Raw genomic sequence first — 17,687 nt, 5'->3', positions numbered from 1 at the left:
TAAGAAGAACAGGCCCCTGACGTCTGTAGGGGTGAGCACTTGCATTCCGGGCTGCGTCAACCGTGTTTTCCCTGGTTTTCCTCTTCCCGGAGAACCGGGCCGGCGCCAGTCGCGGCCGCACTTCACCTGCGCGCCTCGGGGCGAACGGGCACCGGGCACCAGGCACCAGGCAGGAAACGGTGAAGATGCCGTGCCTTTCGTCCGGGTCGCGTCTTGGCCCACAGCCGGGCGGCGACGGCACACCCACCGAAAGTCGTCGGGAACCAGGCATCGGGTCGGCCGTGCCCTGTTCATCATTCACCGTCGTTCGTTGGATCGCTCCGCCCGCTGAGCGGACCGGAAACAGCACGCCGCACGAAGAATCGCGGGTGTTCGTCTGCGCCGCCATGCGACGCTCTGCGATGGGCCTGTCCCGCCTCGGCGACCTCGCCGTTCCCGGACGCAGATGTCAACGATGCGCCCGGCACCACGATCGGCGATCATGTGCTCGGCTGCGCGCTGGGACAGGAAGAACGAAGCCTCCGCGTTGACCGGCATCGTGGGGCCGGTTCGGGGCGGTGACCTCGTTGAGGCGCTCCGGCCAGGCCGCCCGCGCCGTTGTCGGCGAGCACGTGCGGCGGGTTGACCCGGGCGCGCGGATCGTCCATGAGCGCGGGCAGGTACTCGGTCGTGGCGAACGACCCTAGCGGCGCGGCCGGTCCGCACCGGCCGTGACGGCGGAGTATCCGAGCCGGGTGGAGATGTCCAGGGCCGCTTCACGCATCACCGGGACGAGGGCGCGCATACGCTCCATCGGCATGTAGGGCCTGGTCGCGGCAATGCTCACGGCGGCCACCACGCTTTTGCTGCCGTCACGGACGGGTGCCGCCACGCAGCGGATGCCCGGCTCGTTCTCCTCCAGGTCCATGGTGGCGCCCATGGCGGTATAGCGCTTCATCACGGCCAGGAAGCGCTCGGCGTCGGCGGGACCGGGACCGTAGCGCTCGTGGTCGCTTTGAAAACACCGTTCCCATGAGGCGTGCTCCTCGCCCAGCAGCAGCGCCTTGCCGATCCCGGTGCGCGTCAGCGGCATGCGGTACCCGATCCGGGACCGCATCTCGGCTCCGCGCAGGCTGGGGATCTTGTCGAGGTAGAAGACCTCGTCGTTCTCCCGGATGGCCAGGTGGACCGTGTCCTTGAGCTTCTGGGACAGCTGTTCCAGCACGGGGCGGGCGACGAAGGGGACCGGGTTCTGCTGGAGCGCGAGAAATCCGTACTCGATGAGGGAGGGGCCCAGCACGTAGGAGTTGTCAACCCCTTTGCGCAGGAAGCCGGCGACGATCAGCATCTGCACGAGCCGGTGGGCGGTGCTGCGGCCGATCCCCGTCTCGGTGGAGATGCTCTTGAGGGTGTCGGCCCCCTGTGCCACTGCGGTGATGATGCTGAGGCCGCGCGCGAGGGTCTGCGTGCCGGGTGGAGGGGCGGGCGGCGGATCGTCGGGCTCCATGGGGCCAAGGGTAGGGACCGTGATCTGCGAGGCACCACCGCGCCCCGCCCGGCGGACCGGATTGCGCCGCCTACCGGGAGGACCACGCGGCCCAAGGCGGAAGGAATCCCTATATGTGGAACGCGGGTCAACAAAATGAGACGGCTCGCGCTTACTGGTGCCTGATCAGAAGGATCACCGCTGGTCCTTGCGGCATTCGGGTGGAACGGGCGTGATGGGCGACTCTGCGGCAGCGAGCCTCGTGGCACTGGACTGGGGCACCACTTCGTGTCGCGCCTACCTCCTGGGCGCGGGGGGCGAGGTCCTGGCCCGGCGCTCGGGCGCGGGCGGCGTCATGGGCGTCACCGAAAGGGCCGCCGAGGCGGGTATCGACCGGGCGGACGCCTTCGACCAGGCTTTCGAGGCGCTGTGCAGCGACTGGCTACGGGCAGCCGCCGGCCCCGTCCCGGTGATCGCCAGCGGCATGGTGGGCAGCGACCAGGGCTGGGCCCCGGCCGGTTACGTCGAACTCCCGGTGGACCTGGCGCACGCCGCCCTCCCGTTGACCACGGTCGTCTCAAGCCTGGGCGAGGTCCACATCCTGCCCGGCCTCATCTCCACCAAAACGCTGCCCGGCGTACTGCGCGGCGAGGAGACCCAACTGGTGGGAGCCGCGCTGGAGTGGGACACGTCCGCAGGGTCCGCGCCCGACGCGGAACGCCTCGTGGTCCTGCCGGGGACCCACGCCAAGTGGGCACGACTGCGCGGGACGGTGGTCACGGAATTCACCACCTTCATGACCGGTGAGATCTACTCGCTGCTCCTGAACCGCAGCATCCTGGGCCGGTTGGTCAAGCCCGCCGGGGCCCCCTGCTGGGACTCCTTCGACCGCGGCTTCGACGTCTCCACGGGAGCGGCCGGCGACACCGGGCTGCTCAGCACCCTGTTCTCCGCCCGCTCGCTGGTTCTCACCGGCCGACTGGAACAGGAGCAGGTGGGCGACTACATCTCGGGACTGATGATCGGCAGCGAGGTGCGCGGGGCGGCCCACGCGTGGTCGGGACGACCACCGGCCGACGTCCTGCTCCTGGGCGAGGACGGGCTCTGCGAGCGTTACGCACGCGCTCTCTCCCGTCTGGGGATCCGAAGTGCTCGTCCCGCCGGGGACTCCACCCCGCGCGCACTGGCCCACCTGGCCCGCCGGGCCGGGCTGCTCGCCCCGGCCGGATCCGACCCGACAGTCCCGGACCGCGCGACCGCGGTCCTGCAGAAATGGGAGGCGTAATGGAATCGGCACCGCACGCGCACGGCCGGGACGAGCGGGCGGGGCGGCCCACCGGCCTCGTCGCCATCCTGCGCGGCCTGCCCACCGAGGACGCCGCCGAGGTGGGCAGGACCCTCTACGACGCCGGGTTCCGCACCCTTGAGGTCCCGCTGAACTCCCCCGAACCGTTGGCGTCCATCCGCGTGCTGCGCTCGGTCCTCCCCTCCGACGCCACCGTGGGAGCGGGAACGGTGCTCACCGTCGCCGACGTCCACGCAGCGCACGAGGCGGGGAGCCAGATCATCGTGTCCCCCAACACCAACACGGACGTGATCCGTGCGACCAGGAGCCTGGGGATGCTCAGCTACCCGGGGGTGGCGACGGCATCGGAGGCCTTCGCCGCGGTCGAGGCCGGTGCACTGGCCGTCAAGCTCTTCCCCTCGGGCCAGGTGGGCACCGGCGGGCTGCGGGCATGGACGGCGGTCATGCCCCGAGAGATCGAGTTCATCCCCGTGGGCGGGATCGACACCGACTCGATCGGCGAATGGGTCCGAGCCGGGGCGACGGGCTTCGGGATCGGCACCTCCCTCTACGCACCGGGCAGGGAACTGGCGCAGATCCGCCAGGTCGCCCGCGAACTGATCCAGGCGTGGGACGGGGCCGCGACCCAGCTCAGGAAACTGGTCTGATGCCCTTCGCACGCGCGGCGGTCGCCCGTGGCATCCGGTGGGCGCGATCCACGGCCGCCGGGTCCGGTCAGGCGGCGCCCGACCGAACGTCGGGCCCCAGCAACGGTGGGCGCGGGACGCCGGCCTGCCATAGGTGACATCCGCTGCACGCAGGGCGCGGCGCCGATCGACGAAAAGCGGCCCAGCGGGAACCGGCGCGAAAACCGGCAGGGTCCCGTCGAGCCGGCGCTGCGCTTCGGCTGCCACGGTGTCAACCACCGGTGCGGGCGCACGACATCTCCGGGGCAAAAGCACCCGCGGGCTCCGGCCGCCCGGATGGACTCGCCCGCAAGACGCGGACGAGTCGTGACGGACGGAGGCGCCCGCTCCGCCGCCCCGCGCATGGATTCAAGTTTATTGTTGAACTACCTCTTGAAGCTTTTTCCTGCCCGCCAACCCGTAAGCTGCTACTGTTTTGAACAACCTTCAATCAGGATGCGAACACGTTTTCAGGGCGGTGCGCGGGATGGGGCATGCGGAGTCGAGTCTGCGGCCGGTCGATCTGGCGCGCAGGGCCGGCGTCTCCACCCAGCAGGTGCGCAACCTGGAAACCGCGGGAGTGCTGCCCGACGCCCCGAGGACCCCGTCGGGCTACCGTCGCTACGGCCCCCAGCACCTGGACGCCCTGCTGACCTACCGTGCGCTCTCCGCCGGTCACGGGATCAGCACGGCCCAGGCGATCATGCGTGCGGTGCACCGCGGGGACGCCCACGCCGCGCTCTCCCTGGTGGACGCCGGGCACGCGGCCCTGCACGAACAGCGCCGGGCGCTGGAGGCCGCGGGTGAGACCTTGGAGGCGGTCGCCGGCGAGGACCCCCGCGCCGTCCCGGCTCCGCGGTCGGGCATGCTCGTGGGGGAACTCGCCGCCGCCCTGGGCGTGCGGACCTCCACCCTGCGGGTCTGGGAGTCGGCGGGGCTGCTCGCCCCCACCCGGGAGCCGGGGACCACGTACCGCAGATACCTGCCCGACGACGTCCGCGACGCCCGCATCATCCATCTGCTGCGCCAGGGGCGCTACTTCTTCGCCCAGATCCGTCCCGTTCTCGACGGACTGCGGCGTACCGGCGGCACCGCGTCCCTGCGCGCGGCCATCGCCGAACGCCACGTGGCGCTCAACCGGCAGACCGCGGCCATGCTCGAAGGCGCCGGCCTCCTGCACCAGCGCCTCACCGAGGCCGGACTGCTCGTCGGCGCCGCCCCGGCCCTGCCTTCCCCCCGCAGCGGGGGCGACGACAGCGAGGCGGACCGGAGGCAGGGGCAGCCGCGCAGTGCATCCGACGTACAGGCCGCCACCGGACCGGAAACAACCTGACCCGGACGGCGCGCCCGTCGAAACAGCGCCGCCGTCACCACGGGCTTCCCCGTGCGAGCCGGGCGAGGCAGGCGCCGAGCGGCTGCGGTTCCGGCCGTGGCGTGGTCGCCGCCGAAGCGGCCCGACGCGACTACGGGGTGGTGGTCGAGTGCTCGGGGCGGTGCACGACCTGCACCACGGCAAGTCCCACCCCCGCATCACGGGGAACCGGGTGCGTTGAGAGGGTGAGGAGCACACGCACGCCGAAACAGTCGGCGTCGCCCGCACGGAAGAGAACCATGCGCCTGCTGCTGATCCGTCACGGCCAGACCCCGTCCAACGTGAGCCGCGTCCTGGACACCGAGGAACCGGGAGCGTCACTGACCGAACTGGGCACCCAGCAGGCGGCCGCCCTGACGACCACTCTCGTCGCACACGACATCGCCGTGCTCTACGCCTCGACGCTGGTGCGCACGCAGCAGACCGCGGCACCGTTGGCGGCGGAGCGCGGCCTGGAGATCCGGGTCCGCGCGGGGCTGCGGGAGCTGGTGGCGGGGGAGTTGGAGATGCGCGGCGACCACGAGTCCATCGGGACGTACCTGCGCACCGCGTTCGCGTGGTCGGCCGGTGAGACACAGGTACGGATTCCCGGCGGGGAGAACGGCGTGGAGGCCCTGGGGCGTTTCGACGCGGTGGTGGCGGAGGCCGCTGCCACCGGTGCGGCCACCGCGGCACTGGTCAGCCACGGCGCCGTCATCCGGATGTGGGTCGCCGCGCGGGCCGGGAACGTGGACCCGGGATTCGCCTCGGACCACAACCTGGAGAACAGCGGGGTGGTCGAGCTGGAGGGCTCGCCCGAGCTGGGGTGGACCGTCCTGTCCTGGACGGGGGCGGTCGTGGACCGGGCCGCGAGTGACGGAGCTGTGGGGGCCCCGGTCGCCGAGCACTGAGCAGAGAGGAAGCGGCGCCCCTTGATGTGCGGTGCGGAGCCAACGCCGGCCAGTTCGTGCGGCAGGCCGCGGGCCTGGTGCTCCTCTGCGAATCCGGCGAGTACGTCCGTCCGGTGGGTCCGGGCAGCGGCCCCGCCTGCGCACTGGGGGTCGAAGGCGGCGAACACCTGGTCGTTCAACCGCCGGTGGACAGCCATGGCGCGACGCCGTTTTCCGGGGGTGCGGTGCCGGAGCAGGTGGAGGAGGAAACGTACACGGTCGGCGTCGGGGCAAGGGGGAAACGGCACGGGCAGCGACGGGTCGCGGAACCCGGCGTTGCCGTGCGAGGCCCCGGGTCCGGGACGGTCGCGGTCCACGGCTGCGACGTCGCATCCGTGGCCCTGGAGGGACCAGGCACAGGACAGCCCACCATCCCGGCGCCGATGACGACCGCGCGCCGGGGACCGTTCCCGCAGCGGTTGCCGGTCATGGTGCTCGTTACTTTTTTCTCGGGTGTTCGTTCCTGAGCGCCCGTAGGGTCGGGAGGCCCCCGGGAGCGCCAGGTACGGCTGCCCTCTCGTCGTTGCGGCTTCTGCGCGCGTCCTGGGTCACGCCCCGCGCCGGACCGGTCGGCCGGGGAGGGCGTCGGGCACGATCGCGCCGTCGTGGACGACCGGTTCGCCGTTGACGAGCAGGTGCACGACGCCCTGCGCCGGGCGTGTGCCGTCCGCGTAGGTGGCCCGGTCCTGGAGCCGGGAGGGGTCGAACACGACGATGTCGGCGTCGCTTCCGGCACCGATATGCCCCTTGCGCTCCATTGCGGGCACCGCGGGGCGGAGGACCCGGGCGGGGGTGACGGTGCAGCGGGCGATCGCCTCGGAAAGGCCGAGGTGGCCGCCGTTCAGTGCCAGGGTGCGCAGCGAGCGGGTGAAGGTCCCGGCGCCTCGGGGGTGGGCCTCGGCACCGTGGGGCAGGGGCCACAGCATCGGGTCGGGCTCCCCATTGCGCCATGTCAAAGGCATGGCGTCGCTGGCGATGACGGTGTCGGGGAAGAGCAGCGCCCTGTTCAGGAGCTTCTGGTCGCCGGGGTCGGTGTCGTCGAGGAAGTGCACGAGGGCGATGGCGTCGGGGGTGGTCGCGCGCAGTTCGGCGAGACGGCGCGCGTCGGCGATTCGTTCGGCGGTGGCTGCCACGACGATGGAATCGGGACGCAGCCCTTGCGCGTGCAGCTTGTCGGGGGCGAGGAAGGCGGCACCGACGGCCGTGGCGCCGGCCCCGTAGGGATAGGCCTCGGTGCTGATGGGAGAGCCTTCGTCCAGGCACCGCTGGATGAGGGCGTGGACCCGGTCGATGTGACGGGTGGAGGTGCTGTTGATGTGGCAGTAGTGCATGTGGGCGCCGGTCTGGCCTGCTGCCCGGACGATCTCCTCGGCTCCGTCGATCGGGATGTCGGGGTTGGTCTCGACGAGTGCGCGGGCGTGGGTGAAGGTCGGGGTACCGGCCTGCGCGGCGAGCGCGGCCACCGCGAGATACTCGGCCGGGTTGACCAGCGGCGCGTAGCCGGCGAGGATGCCGATTCCCAGGGCGCCGGCATCGAGGTCGGCGTAGAGGCGCTCCAGGACGGCGGACTGCTGGACGGGCGAGGCGGGCGCCTGCCAGGCCGGGTTGCCCAGGTGGCGCAGCACGGTGCGCACCGCTCCCCCGGCGTCGGCGCCGGCCAACTCGACCATGCGGGCCAGCGCCCAGGAGGTGGAGAAGCCGTAGTTGAGGGGGCGCCCTTCGGCCGCGGACCGCGCATAGGCCGCCGCGACCGGGGTGGTACCGGCCTCCAGTTCGAGCGCGGTGGTGACCCCGTCCAGGGCTTGCAGCCGCTGCTCGGGAATCGCCTGGCCGTGGCTGTGCAGGTCCACGAAGCCCGGGCACACGACGAGCCCGGTCGCATCGATGGTGCGGGCCCCGCGCAGAGGCGTCGCGGAGACGGCGGCCACGGTGTCACCGGCGATCCCGACGTCGCCCACGGCGTCCAGTCCGTTCTGCGGGTCGATGACCCTACCGCCGGCCAGGACCAGCGAATACTCCTGCGCCATCGGGTGTCCCCTCCCTTGTGTCGGCCGCGGCGGCTGCCCCGGGCCGGCCCGCCCCATCGGCCGCGGGAAGCGGGACGTCCCGGCCGAACGGTCAGTGGAGGCGACGCTAGCATTTTCTGTCAGATTTTGACATTAGTCAGACTCTGACAGAAACTACGATCCGGTGCGGGGAAGCCGCGGGCTCCCCGGCACCGTTGACACCGGAGGAGCACCGATGAGGACAGCCCCTCGCGCCGAGGCGACGCCGGCGGACGGCCTGCGCGCGCGCCAGAAGGCGGACCGCAGGGCGCGGATGGTGCACACCGCGCTGGAGATGATCGACGGCGAGGGCTTCGCCTCCGTCACCGTCGAACGGATCGCGGAACGGCTCGGGATGTCCGCCCGGACCGTGCACCGGTACTTCCCCACCAAGGAGGACCTCGTCCTGGCCCCGGTCACGGACACGAACAGCTCTTGCGCGCGCTACCTGGCCGACGACGACGGCTCGCGCCCACTGTTCACGGTGTTCGCCGAGGCCATCCGGCACGGTCTCGACGAACTCTTCACCCGGTTCTCCGACACCAGGGTGCGCATGGTCTTCCGGCAGGTCCGCGAGGTGGAGTCCGTGCGCGCCCGCGCCCTGCTGCACAACCAGACGCTGCAGACCGAACTGGTATCGGCGGTGGTGGCACGCCCCGACTTCGGCACGGACCGCATCCGCGAGGCCGAGCTGTCCATCGCCGTCTTCAACGCCGTCGTGCAGACCGCACAGCAGTACTGGGACGAGGCGGCCCCAGGGGGCCGGACGCTCGGCGAGGAGTTCGACGCCGCTCTCGCCCTGCTGCCGCACATCGTCCCCGGGGGCGCCGACACGGCTGCCCCGCCCTGATGGGAGCCGGTGGCCTGCGGGCCGTGCCGGTGACATCCGATCCCGCACATCGAGGAGTGCCCCATGAACGACCTGGCCGCCGTCCAATCCTGGTTGGACGATGAACTCCCTGCCCTGCGCGCCGAATACGGGGTCCCGGGCTGCTCCGTCGCCGTCCTGGCCGGCGGTGCGGTCGCCGCGGGGGCGACCGGTGTCCTCAACCTGCGCACCGGCGCCCCCGTCAGCACGGGGTCGCTGTTCCAGATCGGCTCGGTCACCAAGCTCTGGACGACCGCGTTGGTGATGCAGTTGGTGGAGGCGGGCCGCGTGGACCTCGACGCGCCCGTGCGCACCTACCTCCCGGGGTTCCGGGTCGTGGACGCGCAGGCCGGCGCGTTGACCACGCCCCGGCACCTGCTGTCGCACACGTCGGGCATCCACGGTGACGCGTTCATCGCGACCTCGCGGGGCGACGACGCCGTCGCCCGCTACGTTGACGAGGTAGTGCCCACCCTCGTGCAGGACATCGCGCCCGGCAGCGTCCTGTCCTACTGCAACTCGGGCTACACCGTCCTCGGACGCATCGCCGAGGTGCTGCACGGCAAGCCCTACCACGTGCTGGTGCGCGAACTGATCGGCGCCCCCCTGGGCCTGGAGCGCTGGGCGACCGTCCCGGAGGAGGCCCTTCTGCACAGCACCGCGGTCGGCCACGTCCCCACGGGGGTCAACGGGGCGCTTGAGCCGGCGCCCTTCTGGAACCTGCCGGCGTCGTTGGGGCCGGCGGGCGCGATGCTGGCGATGGACGCGCGCTCCCTCCTGGCGTTCGCCGAGGCCCACATCGGTGGCGAGACCCTGGTGAAGACGCAGACCCTCGAAGCGATGTGGCGCCCGCAGGCGACCATCCCCGGCGGCCTCCTGGGCAGCACGCACTGGGGACTGGGCTGGATGCTCTTCGACTGGGGCGGACACCGGGTCGTGGGCCACGACGGCGGCACCTACGGCCAGACCTGTAGCTTCCGCATGGCCCCCGACGCAGGGATCGCCGTGGTGTCGCAGGTCAACAGCACGGCTTCCCTGGGGGTGCACCGCAGGGTGATGGAGCGGGTGTTCGACGAGCTCGCCGGCATCACGGTTCCCGCCCCGGAGACTCCGCCGGCCCGGCCGGAGCCGGCCGACCGGGACCGGTTCTCCGGCCGGTTCGCAACCCCCGTGACCGAACTGGAGATCGGCGTCGCCGACGACGGCACCGTGCACGCGACCGAGACCGCGCTGACGGAAGAGGCCCGGTTGCTCTCCCCCGAGGCGCAGCGCACCGCGCTCGTCCGGCTCGACGACGACCGCCTCATCGGCACCGAGGCGCCGACCGGGGTGCACGAGGTCTTCACCTTCCTCGGCGGCGGGGCCGGCGAACCCGCCACCCACGTCTTCCGGGGAGGCCGGGCACTGCCCCGGGTCGCCGCGTAGCCGGTCCGACCGACAGGGCATGGGCCCCGTACTGGCGGGCTTCTCGCGTCCCTCGCAGCACGGGACCCATGCCTTCTGTCGAGTCGGTGCACGGTGCGCAGTCCCCTCACCCCGGCGCTTCCCGCCTCCCGGGCCCGGCCTTCGTGACGTCCGCCCCGGGTCGGCTGTTCGTTTACCGTCGCGGAGTACCGGTCACAAGGTTCAGCGCACTGGGGTTGTTCGTCTGGGGACGCACGGATCGGGAGCAGCGATGACCACGAGGGTGGCGGTACTGGGAGCCGGACTGATGGGGGCCGGGATGGTCCGGAGCCTGGCCGGAGCGGGGATGGAGGTGACGGTGTGGAACCGAACCGCGGAGAAGGCGCGGGCGCTCACCGGCGCCGGGGTGCGCGCGGTCGAGGACGTCACGGCGGCGGTGGCGGGCGCGGACGTAATCGTGACGATGCTCTTCGACGCCGACACGGTGACCGAGGTGATGCGGAGGGCCCTGCCGGCCGCCGGCCCCGACACCGTCTGGGTGCAGAGCACCACCGTGGGACTGGCGGCGACAACACGACTGGCCCGGCTGGCCGAGGAACACGGGACGGCTTTCTTCGACACCCCGGTACTGGGCAGCCGGCAAGTGGCGGAGAACGGGGCGCTGGTCGTGGTCGCCGCCGGAGCGCAGGGGGCACGCGCGGTCGTCGAACCGGTCTACGACGCGATCGGGTCGCGCACCATCTGGGCGGGTGAACAGGCGGGGGATGCGCAGCGCCTGAAGATGGTCTTCCAGTCCTGGGTGCTGTCGGTGACCGCTGCGACGGGCCAGGCCGTCGGGTTGGCCGAGGGCCTGGGGGTGGCTCCCCTGATGTTCCTGGAGGCCATCGCCGGGGGCCCGTTGAACTGCGGGTACGCGCAGGCCAAGGGCAGGGTGATGATGGCCGGGGACTTCTCCCCCGATTTCACCGTCAACGGGGCGGTCAAGGACGGCGCACTCGTTGTCGAAGCCATGGGGGTCGCCGGTTCGAACGACGGCCTGATGCAGGCGGTACGGCAGGAGTTCGAGTCAGCAGCCGGTTCCGGCCACCGCGCGGACGACATGGCCGCCGTGGTGCACGCCTTCCGGCACTAGGCACCCGGGGGCGGGAGGGCAGGCCCCCGCGCGGCTGCCGACCGGCCCCGGGCGTTTCCTTTTCAAGGTGGCGCGCAGCGGGACCGGGACCGTCGCCCGCGAGGGGATCAGTGCGGGCTTCTGGTTCGTGGCGTCAACCGACGGGTTCACCGGCGTGGACGCGGAGGAGCTGATCGGCGCTCGGGAACGGCGCCCCGTTCAACCCGGGGAAACGACGAGGCGTTCTCGGTGGGATCGGCGTGCGGACCGCTGCGGAACCTCTGCCCGTGCGCTCTTTGGCAAGGGGCCCGCACCGCGAAGCGCTGCCCGGCCCACCGGCTTGCTGTTCCGGCAAGAAAATTTATCGAAGTGACGGCATCCGGGGCAGACTGCCCGGCATGAGAAACGAGCACGACACGATGATGATCGGCGGCGGGGCGGCCGGCCCGAACGCTGGGACGGTGACGGCATGAGCGAGGCCACCGAGTGGGATGCGCGCTACAGCGAGCACGACCGCGTGTGGAGCGGGGACCCCAACGGCGCACTCGTCCGCGAGACGGCCGACGAACAGCCGGGGCGCGTCCTCGACGTCGGCTGCGGCGAGGGCGCCGACGCCGTATGGCTGGCCCAACGGGGGTGGGCGGTCACCGCGCTCGACGTCTCCCGGGTCGCGCTCGACCGGGCGGCGGCCCACGCGGCCGAGGCGGACGTGGACGTCACCTGGATATCGAGCGGACTGCTGGAGGCCGATCTGCCCGAGGGGGGTTTCGACCTCGTCTCGGCCCAGTACCCGGCGTTGCGCATCACCCCCGGCGCCGACGCGGAGCGTGCGCTGCTCTCGGCGGTCGCCCCCGGCGGCACCCTGCTCGTCGTCCACCACGACATGGGCGACGGGGCCGCCGCCCTGGAGAGCGGCTTCGACCCCGCCGACTGGGTCAAACCCAGCGACGTCGCCGCCCTGCTCGACGGTGACTGGCGTATCGACGTCAACGAGGTCCGCGAGCGTTCCATCAACGGCGGCGAGGGCGCACACCACACCCACGACGTCGTCCTGCGCGCACATCGGCTGACGGACGGAGGCGCTCCCGGGTGACGCGGGCGTTTTGCGCAGCCGGACGGTCCCGCCCGGCACCACTGTTCCCGCCCCTCTCCGGGGCGGGAGCCGCGGTCTACTGGTGGCGCAGGGCTGCCGCCAACTGCGCGTCGGGGTTGACCAGGTGGTTGTGATCGTCCTTTCCCAGCTCGATCTGGACCCAGTGCAGCGCCCCGACGAACGTCCCGTGGGGCGCGTCGTAGTCCTCATAGACCGGCATCGCGGTGTCGCGGCCCACGTCGAGGCCCTCGTCGAAGGAGAAGTAGAGCGGATGGGTGCGTTCCACCCGGCCTCTGGCGACCTCGCCGCCGTTGACGAACAGGACCACGTCCGCGCCCTTTCCCGTTCCACCGCCGTCGTAGCGCAGTTCGGCGTGCACCCGGTGTGCTCCGGTGGGGAGCGCGCCCGGGGCGGTCACGGTGAATCGTTCGAGCCCGCAGTAGTTGTAGTGGAAGGCGAGCCGGCCGCGGTTGACCATGAACGCCCAGCCCCCGGTGCGCCCTCCCTGGGCGACGATCACCCCCTCGGCTCCGGATTCGGGGACCCCGATCGCCGCGGTGACGCTGTAGGACGTGTTCTTGGTGTTGATGACGACGTTCTCGTTGAGCCGGTCGGTCCCGGGGTAGAGCCGCAGCGTGTCGCCCCGCACCAGCGTCGGCCGGCCGGCCAGCTCGGGGTTCATCCGCTCGGCGGAGCGGTCGTCCAGCGGGAAGACGTTGAATCGGGTGGCCTCGATGATGAACTTCATCTGGAGTTCGGCGAGTTTGCCCGGATACTGCGCGCTGAGGTCGCGGGCCTGGGTCCAGTCGGTGGTGGTGTCGTAGAGCTCCCAGACGTCCTCGTCGAAGTCGCCGCCCTTGGCGAGGAGGTCCCAGGGCGTGCGGTGCTTGGTGACCGCGGTCCAGCCGTCGTCGTAGATGGCGCGGTTGCCCATGAGTTCGAAATACTGGGTGCGGTGGCGTTCCGGGGCGTCGGGTTCGTTGAAGGTGTAGGCCATCGACGTACCGTGCATCGGCATCTGGGTGACCCCGTTGACCGTGCTCGGCTCGGTGATCCCGGCGAGTTCCAGGACGGTCGGGGCGATGTCGATGACATGGTGCCACTGGTGGCGTAGCCCGCCGGGTTCCTCGATGCCGTTCGGCCAGTGCACGATCGCCCCGTTGCGGGTGCCCCCGTAGTGCGAGGCGACCTGCTCGGTCCACTGGTAGGGGGTGCACATTGCGTGGGCCCAGCCGACCGCATAGTGGTTGTAGGCATGCGGTCCGCCGATCTGGTCGAGGCGGTCGGTCCAGAACTCCGGCGTCTCGTACTCGCCACCGCCGTTGGCGGCCGTGGTGGTCATGAAGGAGCCGTTGAGGCCGCCCTCCGCCGAGGCACCGTTGTCACCGATCATGTGCACGATCAGCGTCTCGTCGAGGATGCCCAGCTCCTCCAGTGCGTTGACCACCCGACCGGTGTGGTGGTCGGCGTATTCCAGGAAAGCGGCGTAGACCTCCATCTGGCGGCTGAGGATGGGCTTCCACTCGTCGGCGACGTCGTCCCAGGCCGGGATCTCGGCCGGGCGCGGGGTGAGCAGCGCGTCGGCGGCGACGACGCCGAGCTCCTTCTGCCGTTGGAAGGTGGCTTCGCGCACCGCGTCCCACCCGTGGTCGAACTGTCCGCGGTACTTGGAGATCCAGTCCTTGGGAACGTGGTGCGGGGCGTGGGTGGCCCCCGGCGCGAAATAGGCGAAGAACGGCTTGTCCGGGGTGAGGGCCTGCTGACGCCGGATGTAGTCGATGGTCTTGTCCGCGAGGTCGGACATCAGGTGGTAGTCCGGGTCGTCGGGGGGATCGATCGCCGTGACACCGTTGACCAGGGCGGGCTGCCACTGGTTGGTCTCACCGCCGATGAACCCGTAGAAGCGCTCGAAGCCGCTGAAGGCGGGCCAGTGGTCGAAAGGGCCGGTCGGACCGGTCTCCCACACCGGAACCTCGTGGCACTTGCCGAACTGGGCGGTGTTGTATCCGTTGAGCCGCAGAATCTCGGGGAGCGGTGTCGCTGAGTCGGGGCGCTGCGAGGTGTAGCCCGGTGACGGGGTTGCGGTCTCGGTGATGTGCCCCATGCCGACCGCGTGGTGGTTGCGGCCGGTGAGCAGGGCGGCGCGGGTCGGCGAGCACAGCGCGGTGGTGTGGAAACGGGTATAGCTGAGTCCGGCGCCGGCGAGTCGCTCGGCCGTGGGCGTGTGCACCGGACCGCCGAAGGCGCCGGACGCCCCGAAACCGACATCGTCGAGAAGGATCATGAGGATGTTGGGCGCACCGGCGGGCGGCCGTTTCGGGGTGATGGGGGGAAGGGCCTGAGCGAGCGTGCGCGCGTCCTCGGAGAGGGGGCCCTGGTACGACTGGTCGGGGGTGGGCAGGCTCGGGGAGGTCTGGTCGCTGGGCATAGAGGTTCTCCGGTTCGACGGCGCCCGGCGCAGTGGCGCCGTTGCCTGCGTACTGGCCGGTGGCCGAGGTCGAGAAACCCCGGAGAACGACTCCTTTGCCATATGCGGGGCAAAACCGAGCCGGTGGGCCCCAAGTACGGACGCGCCGGTTCGGTCGGGGAAGGAGCGCGGTGGACCCACTCTGCGCTGGCCGCACGGGCGGGTCCACCGAGCCGGCCCTAAACGGAGCCGGACGTGGACAGCAGCCGGGCCGGGCAGGACCTCCGGCGGGAGCTCCCCGTCGCCCGTCCGGCCACCCGCGGCAGTCGGAGCCCGCGGATCACTGGGGCATCGTCCGGCGGTGGGTGCTGGACCCCTCCTGAGGATTGCGGTGACCGGTGTGAGTGGAATGGGTCGCGTCGGGCTCCACTGCGTCGCGCGGGCCGTACCCGGTGGCGTCGCGCGGGGCGTATCCGGTGGCGTCGTCGTGCCCCGAACGGTAGGAGACGTCCCGCTCGTCGGTGGCCGTGATCGTGGGCCAACCGGCGGTGAGTCCGTAGATGATCAGCAGGTCGATGGCGATGACGACCAGCGACCACATGGGGTGCGCCTCGAGGAAGACGAGTTGGGCCAGCGCGTTGATCGCTGCGAGCACCACGCCGAAGGCCCGGGCCCACATCCGTCCACTGGCGATGGCGAGTCCCGCGAGGACCATGATGACGCCCCAGATCGCCAGGCCGATTCCCCACAACGTGAAGTCGAAGAAGAACAACCCGCCCGCCGCACTCAGGTAGTAGTCGGGCATGAACATTGCGATGATTCCTTGGATCACGTTGATCACGCCGACCAGCAGAATCATCGTGGCCGCGAAGACCGCCCACCCGCTGGTGCCGGCGGACCGTGTCACTCGACTGTCTTGGTTCATGGGAATTACCTCCGTGATTATTCGGTAGGCGAAATCACCTCGAATTCCTCCGAGACCGCCAGCACCTGGTTCGCGGTGGCCAGTCGAAAAGCAAGAACCCGCATGTCCGCCCATCTAGCCCAAAGACAAAATCATCCCTCTGACCAGGCACTATGTTCCACCTGAAGACGGTCACCCGCACGCAAAATCTCTTCGCGCGAACGCCTGGCGATCATTGCGCCTTTTCCGGTCCCACGCCGGCGCGTGGTGAAGGACGGGCGGCCTGCACGACACCGGCGATGCGGTTGATGCCGTATCGGCAGCGACCGCAGGAGCCCTTGCCCTTTCACTGACCACACCGCGATGCGATACACCACGAAAGAGCCGGTCGCTATTTCGCGGAAAGGAGGTCACCGGGTGGTCCGCACGGCCCGACGAGTTCCCGGGCGTCGTCGGTGTCGCACCGCACACGGCCGATCGGCCGGTGCCCGGGGCGTGGAACATCGCCTGCGGTCGTGTCCGTCAGCCTCCGGGAGCATCGCGCATGCAACGATGATCAGGCTTTCCTCCCCCCGCTGAACAGCAACGATCGGCCAGGAGGGATCTGCTGTGACTGACACGGCCACCGCCGCAGGACCGGGACAGGGACCGGCACCAGCCAAAGGCATGGTGTGGATCCCCGGGGGGACCTTCCTGATGGGCAGCGAGGAGTTCTATCCCGAGGAGCGCCCCGTTCACCCCGTGCGCGTCAACGGGTTCTGGATCGACACCGAACCGGTGACGGTGGCGCGGTTCAGGCGCTTCGTCAAAGCCACCGGGTACCGGACCCTCGCAGAGCGGGCCCCCATTCCCGACGAGGTCCCCGGGGCCGATCCCGCGCTTCTGGTTCCCGGTTCCCTCGTCTTCTGCGCACCGGCGCACCCGGTGGGGCTGGACGACTGGACCGCCTGGTGGCGGTGGGTTCCGGGCGCGTTCTGGCGACGTCCCGAAGGCCCGGGGTCCGACCTCAACGGCAGGGACCTGCACCCCGTCACCCATATCGCCCACGCCGACGCCCTCGCCTATGCGGCGTGGGCGGGGGCGGACCTGCCCACGGAGGCCGAGTGGGAGTACGCGGCCCGCGGCGGACTCGAACAGGCGACCTACTCCTGGGGGGAGGGCCTCCTTCCGCGCGGGCGGCACCACGCCAATATCTGGCAGGGGGACTTTCCCCACCACAACCGTGCGCTGGACGGCTTCTCGGGCACGTCACCCGTGCGCACCTTTCCGCCCAACGGTTACGGCCTCTACGACGTCACCGGCAACGTCTGGGAATGGACGCTGGACACGTTCACGTCCTGGCACCCCGGCCCCGCGCCGAAACCGTGCTGCACCCCGCACAACCCGCGGGCCACCGTCAACTCAGCGGGCGCGGTGGCCGGGCGCCGCGTGATCAAGGGCGGATCCCACCTGTGCGCCCCCAGCTACTGTCTCCGCTACCGTCCCGCTGCCCGGCAAGGACAGGACACCGACAGTTCGACCTGCCATCTCGGGTTTCGCTGCGTCGTGCGCCCCTGACGCTCCCGCTCATGCGCGCCCGGTTTGCAGTTGACGAACGGCTTCGCGCAAGGCGAAGCCGGTGGTCGGGTGCTCTCGGCAGCTGCCGCGCACCTGCGGGGATCATCCGTCCTCTCTTCGGCCGGTACAGCCGTTGAAACGGCGGGCGGCTCCGCCCCTGCGACAAAGCCCGAGGCAGGTGTCCCGCACGCGAATAAAACGATAAACGCGAAGTAATCTCCGTCACCCCTTGTCCGGTGCACCAAAGCTCTTCTACGATCAGCCAGACCGGAACAAAAAAGGGGCTTACGCCGCAAAAGAGCGTAAAAGCCTCACACAGACGAGGCGTTCATGCCGAGCCGCACCACGGTGGACCCGGACCCGTCCCCCGATGCAGCTTTGACAACGACGTCATGGTCGTGTCCGCCGGACCGTTCTGCCAGGGGCGGTCCGCGCTGAACACCACCACCCGGCGGTCAGCCGCGGCTCCTCATCGTTCCCGCGCGAGTGGTCCCGCACCGAAGCGAGACGGCTCAGCGGCTCCCGACGAGGTTCCGACGGACGACCGTCCTCCCCACCTCA

The 17,687-nt window shown here is 70.8% G+C and carries 14 protein-coding genes; 9 read left to right on the top strand and 5 right to left on the bottom strand.

Annotated elements, in window-relative coordinates:
* Positions 1–682: 682 nt before the first annotated feature.
* Positions 683–1,486: an IclR family transcriptional regulator gene (locus tag AC0VYP_RS11030; RefSeq protein ID WP_475473873.1), complete on the bottom strand. Its 804-nt coding sequence runs from the start codon at positions 1,484–1,486 to the stop codon at positions 683–685.
* Positions 1,487–1,700: 214 nt separating this feature from the next.
* Between AC0VYP_RS11030 and AC0VYP_RS11025 the strand changes: the two genes are divergently transcribed.
* The 3 genes from AC0VYP_RS11025 to AC0VYP_RS11015 all read left to right on the top strand — a co-directional run bounded on the left by AC0VYP_RS11025 (position 1,701) and on the right by AC0VYP_RS11015 (position 4,769).
* Positions 1,701–2,750 carry a 2-dehydro-3-deoxygalactonokinase gene (locus AC0VYP_RS11025; RefSeq protein WP_475473871.1) on the top strand — a complete coding sequence of 350 codons (1,050 nt, stop codon included), beginning with the start codon at positions 1,701–1,703 and terminating at the stop codon, positions 2,748–2,750.
* Positions 2,750–3,418, top strand: coding sequence for a 2-dehydro-3-deoxy-6-phosphogalactonate aldolase (locus tag AC0VYP_RS11020; RefSeq protein ID WP_475473870.1), 669 nt, complete (start codon positions 2,750–2,752; stop codon positions 3,416–3,418). The genes AC0VYP_RS11025 and AC0VYP_RS11020 overlap by 1 nt, the downstream gene beginning before the upstream one ends.
* 505 nt (positions 3,419–3,923) lie before the next feature.
* Positions 3,924–4,769, top strand: a complete 846-nt coding sequence (locus tag AC0VYP_RS11015; RefSeq protein WP_475473868.1) for a MerR family transcriptional regulator — start codon at positions 3,924–3,926, stop codon at positions 4,767–4,769.
* Between the two features lie 130 nt (positions 4,770–4,899).
* On the opposite strand, the gene AC0VYP_RS11010 is transcribed toward AC0VYP_RS11015, so the two are convergent.
* A complete protein-coding gene (locus AC0VYP_RS11010; protein ID WP_285761806.1) occupies positions 4,900–5,049 on the bottom strand; it encodes a hypothetical protein in 150 nt (49 codons plus the stop codon).
* Here AC0VYP_RS11010 and AC0VYP_RS11005 point away from each other — a divergent pair.
* Positions 5,048–5,698, top strand: a complete 651-nt coding sequence (locus tag AC0VYP_RS11005; RefSeq protein WP_475473866.1) for a histidine phosphatase family protein — start codon at positions 5,048–5,050, stop codon at positions 5,696–5,698. The two genes, AC0VYP_RS11010 and AC0VYP_RS11005, sit on opposite strands and share 2 nt — an antisense overlap.
* 587 nt (positions 5,699–6,285) lie before the next feature.
* On the opposite strand, the gene AC0VYP_RS11000 is transcribed toward AC0VYP_RS11005, so the two are convergent.
* Entirely contained in the window at positions 6,286–7,764 is a 1,479-nt protein-coding gene (locus tag AC0VYP_RS11000; protein WP_475473864.1) for an amidohydrolase family protein, read from the bottom strand.
* A 214-nt stretch (positions 7,765–7,978) separates the two neighbouring features.
* Here AC0VYP_RS11000 and AC0VYP_RS10995 point away from each other — a divergent pair, with 214 nt between their 5' ends.
* The 4 genes from AC0VYP_RS10995 (at position 7,979) to AC0VYP_RS10980 (ending at position 12,258) form a co-directional block, all read left to right on the top strand.
* Complete coding sequence (locus tag AC0VYP_RS10995) at positions 7,979–8,632, top strand: TetR/AcrR family transcriptional regulator (RefSeq protein ID WP_285761802.1); 654 nt, start codon at positions 7,979–7,981, stop codon at positions 8,630–8,632.
* Positions 8,633–8,695: 63 nt separating this feature from the next.
* The gene (locus tag AC0VYP_RS10990; RefSeq protein ID WP_475473862.1) at positions 8,696–10,075 is read left to right on the top strand and encodes a serine hydrolase domain-containing protein; all 1,380 of its coding nucleotides are present in this window, start codon (positions 8,696–8,698) and stop codon (positions 10,073–10,075) included.
* Positions 10,076–10,325: 250 nt separating this feature from the next.
* Positions 10,326–11,186, top strand: coding sequence for an NAD(P)-dependent oxidoreductase (locus tag AC0VYP_RS10985; protein ID WP_475473860.1), 861 nt, complete (start codon positions 10,326–10,328; stop codon positions 11,184–11,186).
* Positions 11,187–11,634: 448 nt separating this feature from the next.
* Positions 11,635–12,258 carry a class I SAM-dependent methyltransferase gene (locus tag AC0VYP_RS10980; protein ID WP_475473859.1) on the top strand — a complete coding sequence of 208 codons (624 nt, stop codon included), beginning with the start codon at positions 11,635–11,637 and terminating at the stop codon, positions 12,256–12,258.
* 76 nt (positions 12,259–12,334) lie between these two features.
* Here the strand turns inward: AC0VYP_RS10980 and AC0VYP_RS10975 are convergent, their stop codons facing one another.
* The gene (locus AC0VYP_RS10975; protein WP_475473857.1) at positions 12,335–14,686 is read right to left on the bottom strand and encodes a sulfatase-like hydrolase/transferase; all 2,352 of its coding nucleotides are present in this window, start codon (positions 14,684–14,686) and stop codon (positions 12,335–12,337) included.
* A 319-nt stretch (positions 14,687–15,005) separates the two neighbouring features.
* Positions 15,006–15,590, bottom strand: a complete 585-nt coding sequence (locus AC0VYP_RS10970; RefSeq protein WP_475473855.1) for a DUF7144 family membrane protein — start codon at positions 15,588–15,590, stop codon at positions 15,006–15,008.
* Positions 15,591–16,178: 588 nt separating this feature from the next.
* Between AC0VYP_RS10970 and AC0VYP_RS10965 the strand changes: the two genes are divergently transcribed.
* On the top strand, positions 16,179–17,126 hold the full coding sequence (locus AC0VYP_RS10965; protein WP_475473854.1) for a formylglycine-generating enzyme family protein: 948 nt from the start codon (positions 16,179–16,181) through the stop codon (positions 17,124–17,126).
* Positions 17,127–17,687: the final 561 nt, after the last annotated feature.

Source organism: Nocardiopsis sp. iso_186, assembly GCF_056173365.1.
Note: the sequence above shows the minus strand (reverse complement) of the source record. Positions and strands in the feature narration are given on the sequence as shown.

Coding starts and splice junctions, on each gene's coding strand:
- AC0VYP_RS11005 (WP_475473866.1), top strand. CDS start 5,048: ATGCGCCTGCTGCTGATCCGTCACGGCCAGACCCCGTCCAACGTGAGC.
- AC0VYP_RS10970 (WP_475473855.1), bottom strand. CDS start 15,590: ATGAACCAAGACAGTCGAGTGACACGGTCCGCCGGCACCAGCGGGTGG.
- AC0VYP_RS11030 (WP_475473873.1), bottom strand. CDS start 1,486: ATGGAGCCCGACGATCCGCCGCCCGCCCCTCCACCCGGCACGCAGACC.
- AC0VYP_RS10985 (WP_475473860.1), top strand. CDS start 10,326: ATGACCACGAGGGTGGCGGTACTGGGAGCCGGACTGATGGGGGCCGGG.
- AC0VYP_RS10980 (WP_475473859.1), top strand. CDS start 11,635: ATGAGCGAGGCCACCGAGTGGGATGCGCGCTACAGCGAGCACGACCGC.
- AC0VYP_RS11020 (WP_475473870.1), top strand. CDS start 2,750: ATGGAATCGGCACCGCACGCGCACGGCCGGGACGAGCGGGCGGGGCGG.
- AC0VYP_RS10975 (WP_475473857.1), bottom strand. CDS start 14,686: ATGCCCAGCGACCAGACCTCCCCGAGCCTGCCCACCCCCGACCAGTCG.
- AC0VYP_RS10995 (WP_285761802.1), top strand. CDS start 7,979: ATGAGGACAGCCCCTCGCGCCGAGGCGACGCCGGCGGACGGCCTGCGC.
- AC0VYP_RS11015 (WP_475473868.1), top strand. CDS start 3,924: ATGGGGCATGCGGAGTCGAGTCTGCGGCCGGTCGATCTGGCGCGCAGG.
- AC0VYP_RS11025 (WP_475473871.1), top strand. CDS start 1,701: ATGGGCGACTCTGCGGCAGCGAGCCTCGTGGCACTGGACTGGGGCACC.
- AC0VYP_RS10990 (WP_475473862.1), top strand. CDS start 8,696: ATGAACGACCTGGCCGCCGTCCAATCCTGGTTGGACGATGAACTCCCT.
- AC0VYP_RS11010 (WP_285761806.1), bottom strand. CDS start 5,049: ATGGTTCTCTTCCGTGCGGGCGACGCCGACTGTTTCGGCGTGCGTGTG.
- AC0VYP_RS11000 (WP_475473864.1), bottom strand. CDS start 7,764: ATGGCGCAGGAGTATTCGCTGGTCCTGGCCGGCGGTAGGGTCATCGAC.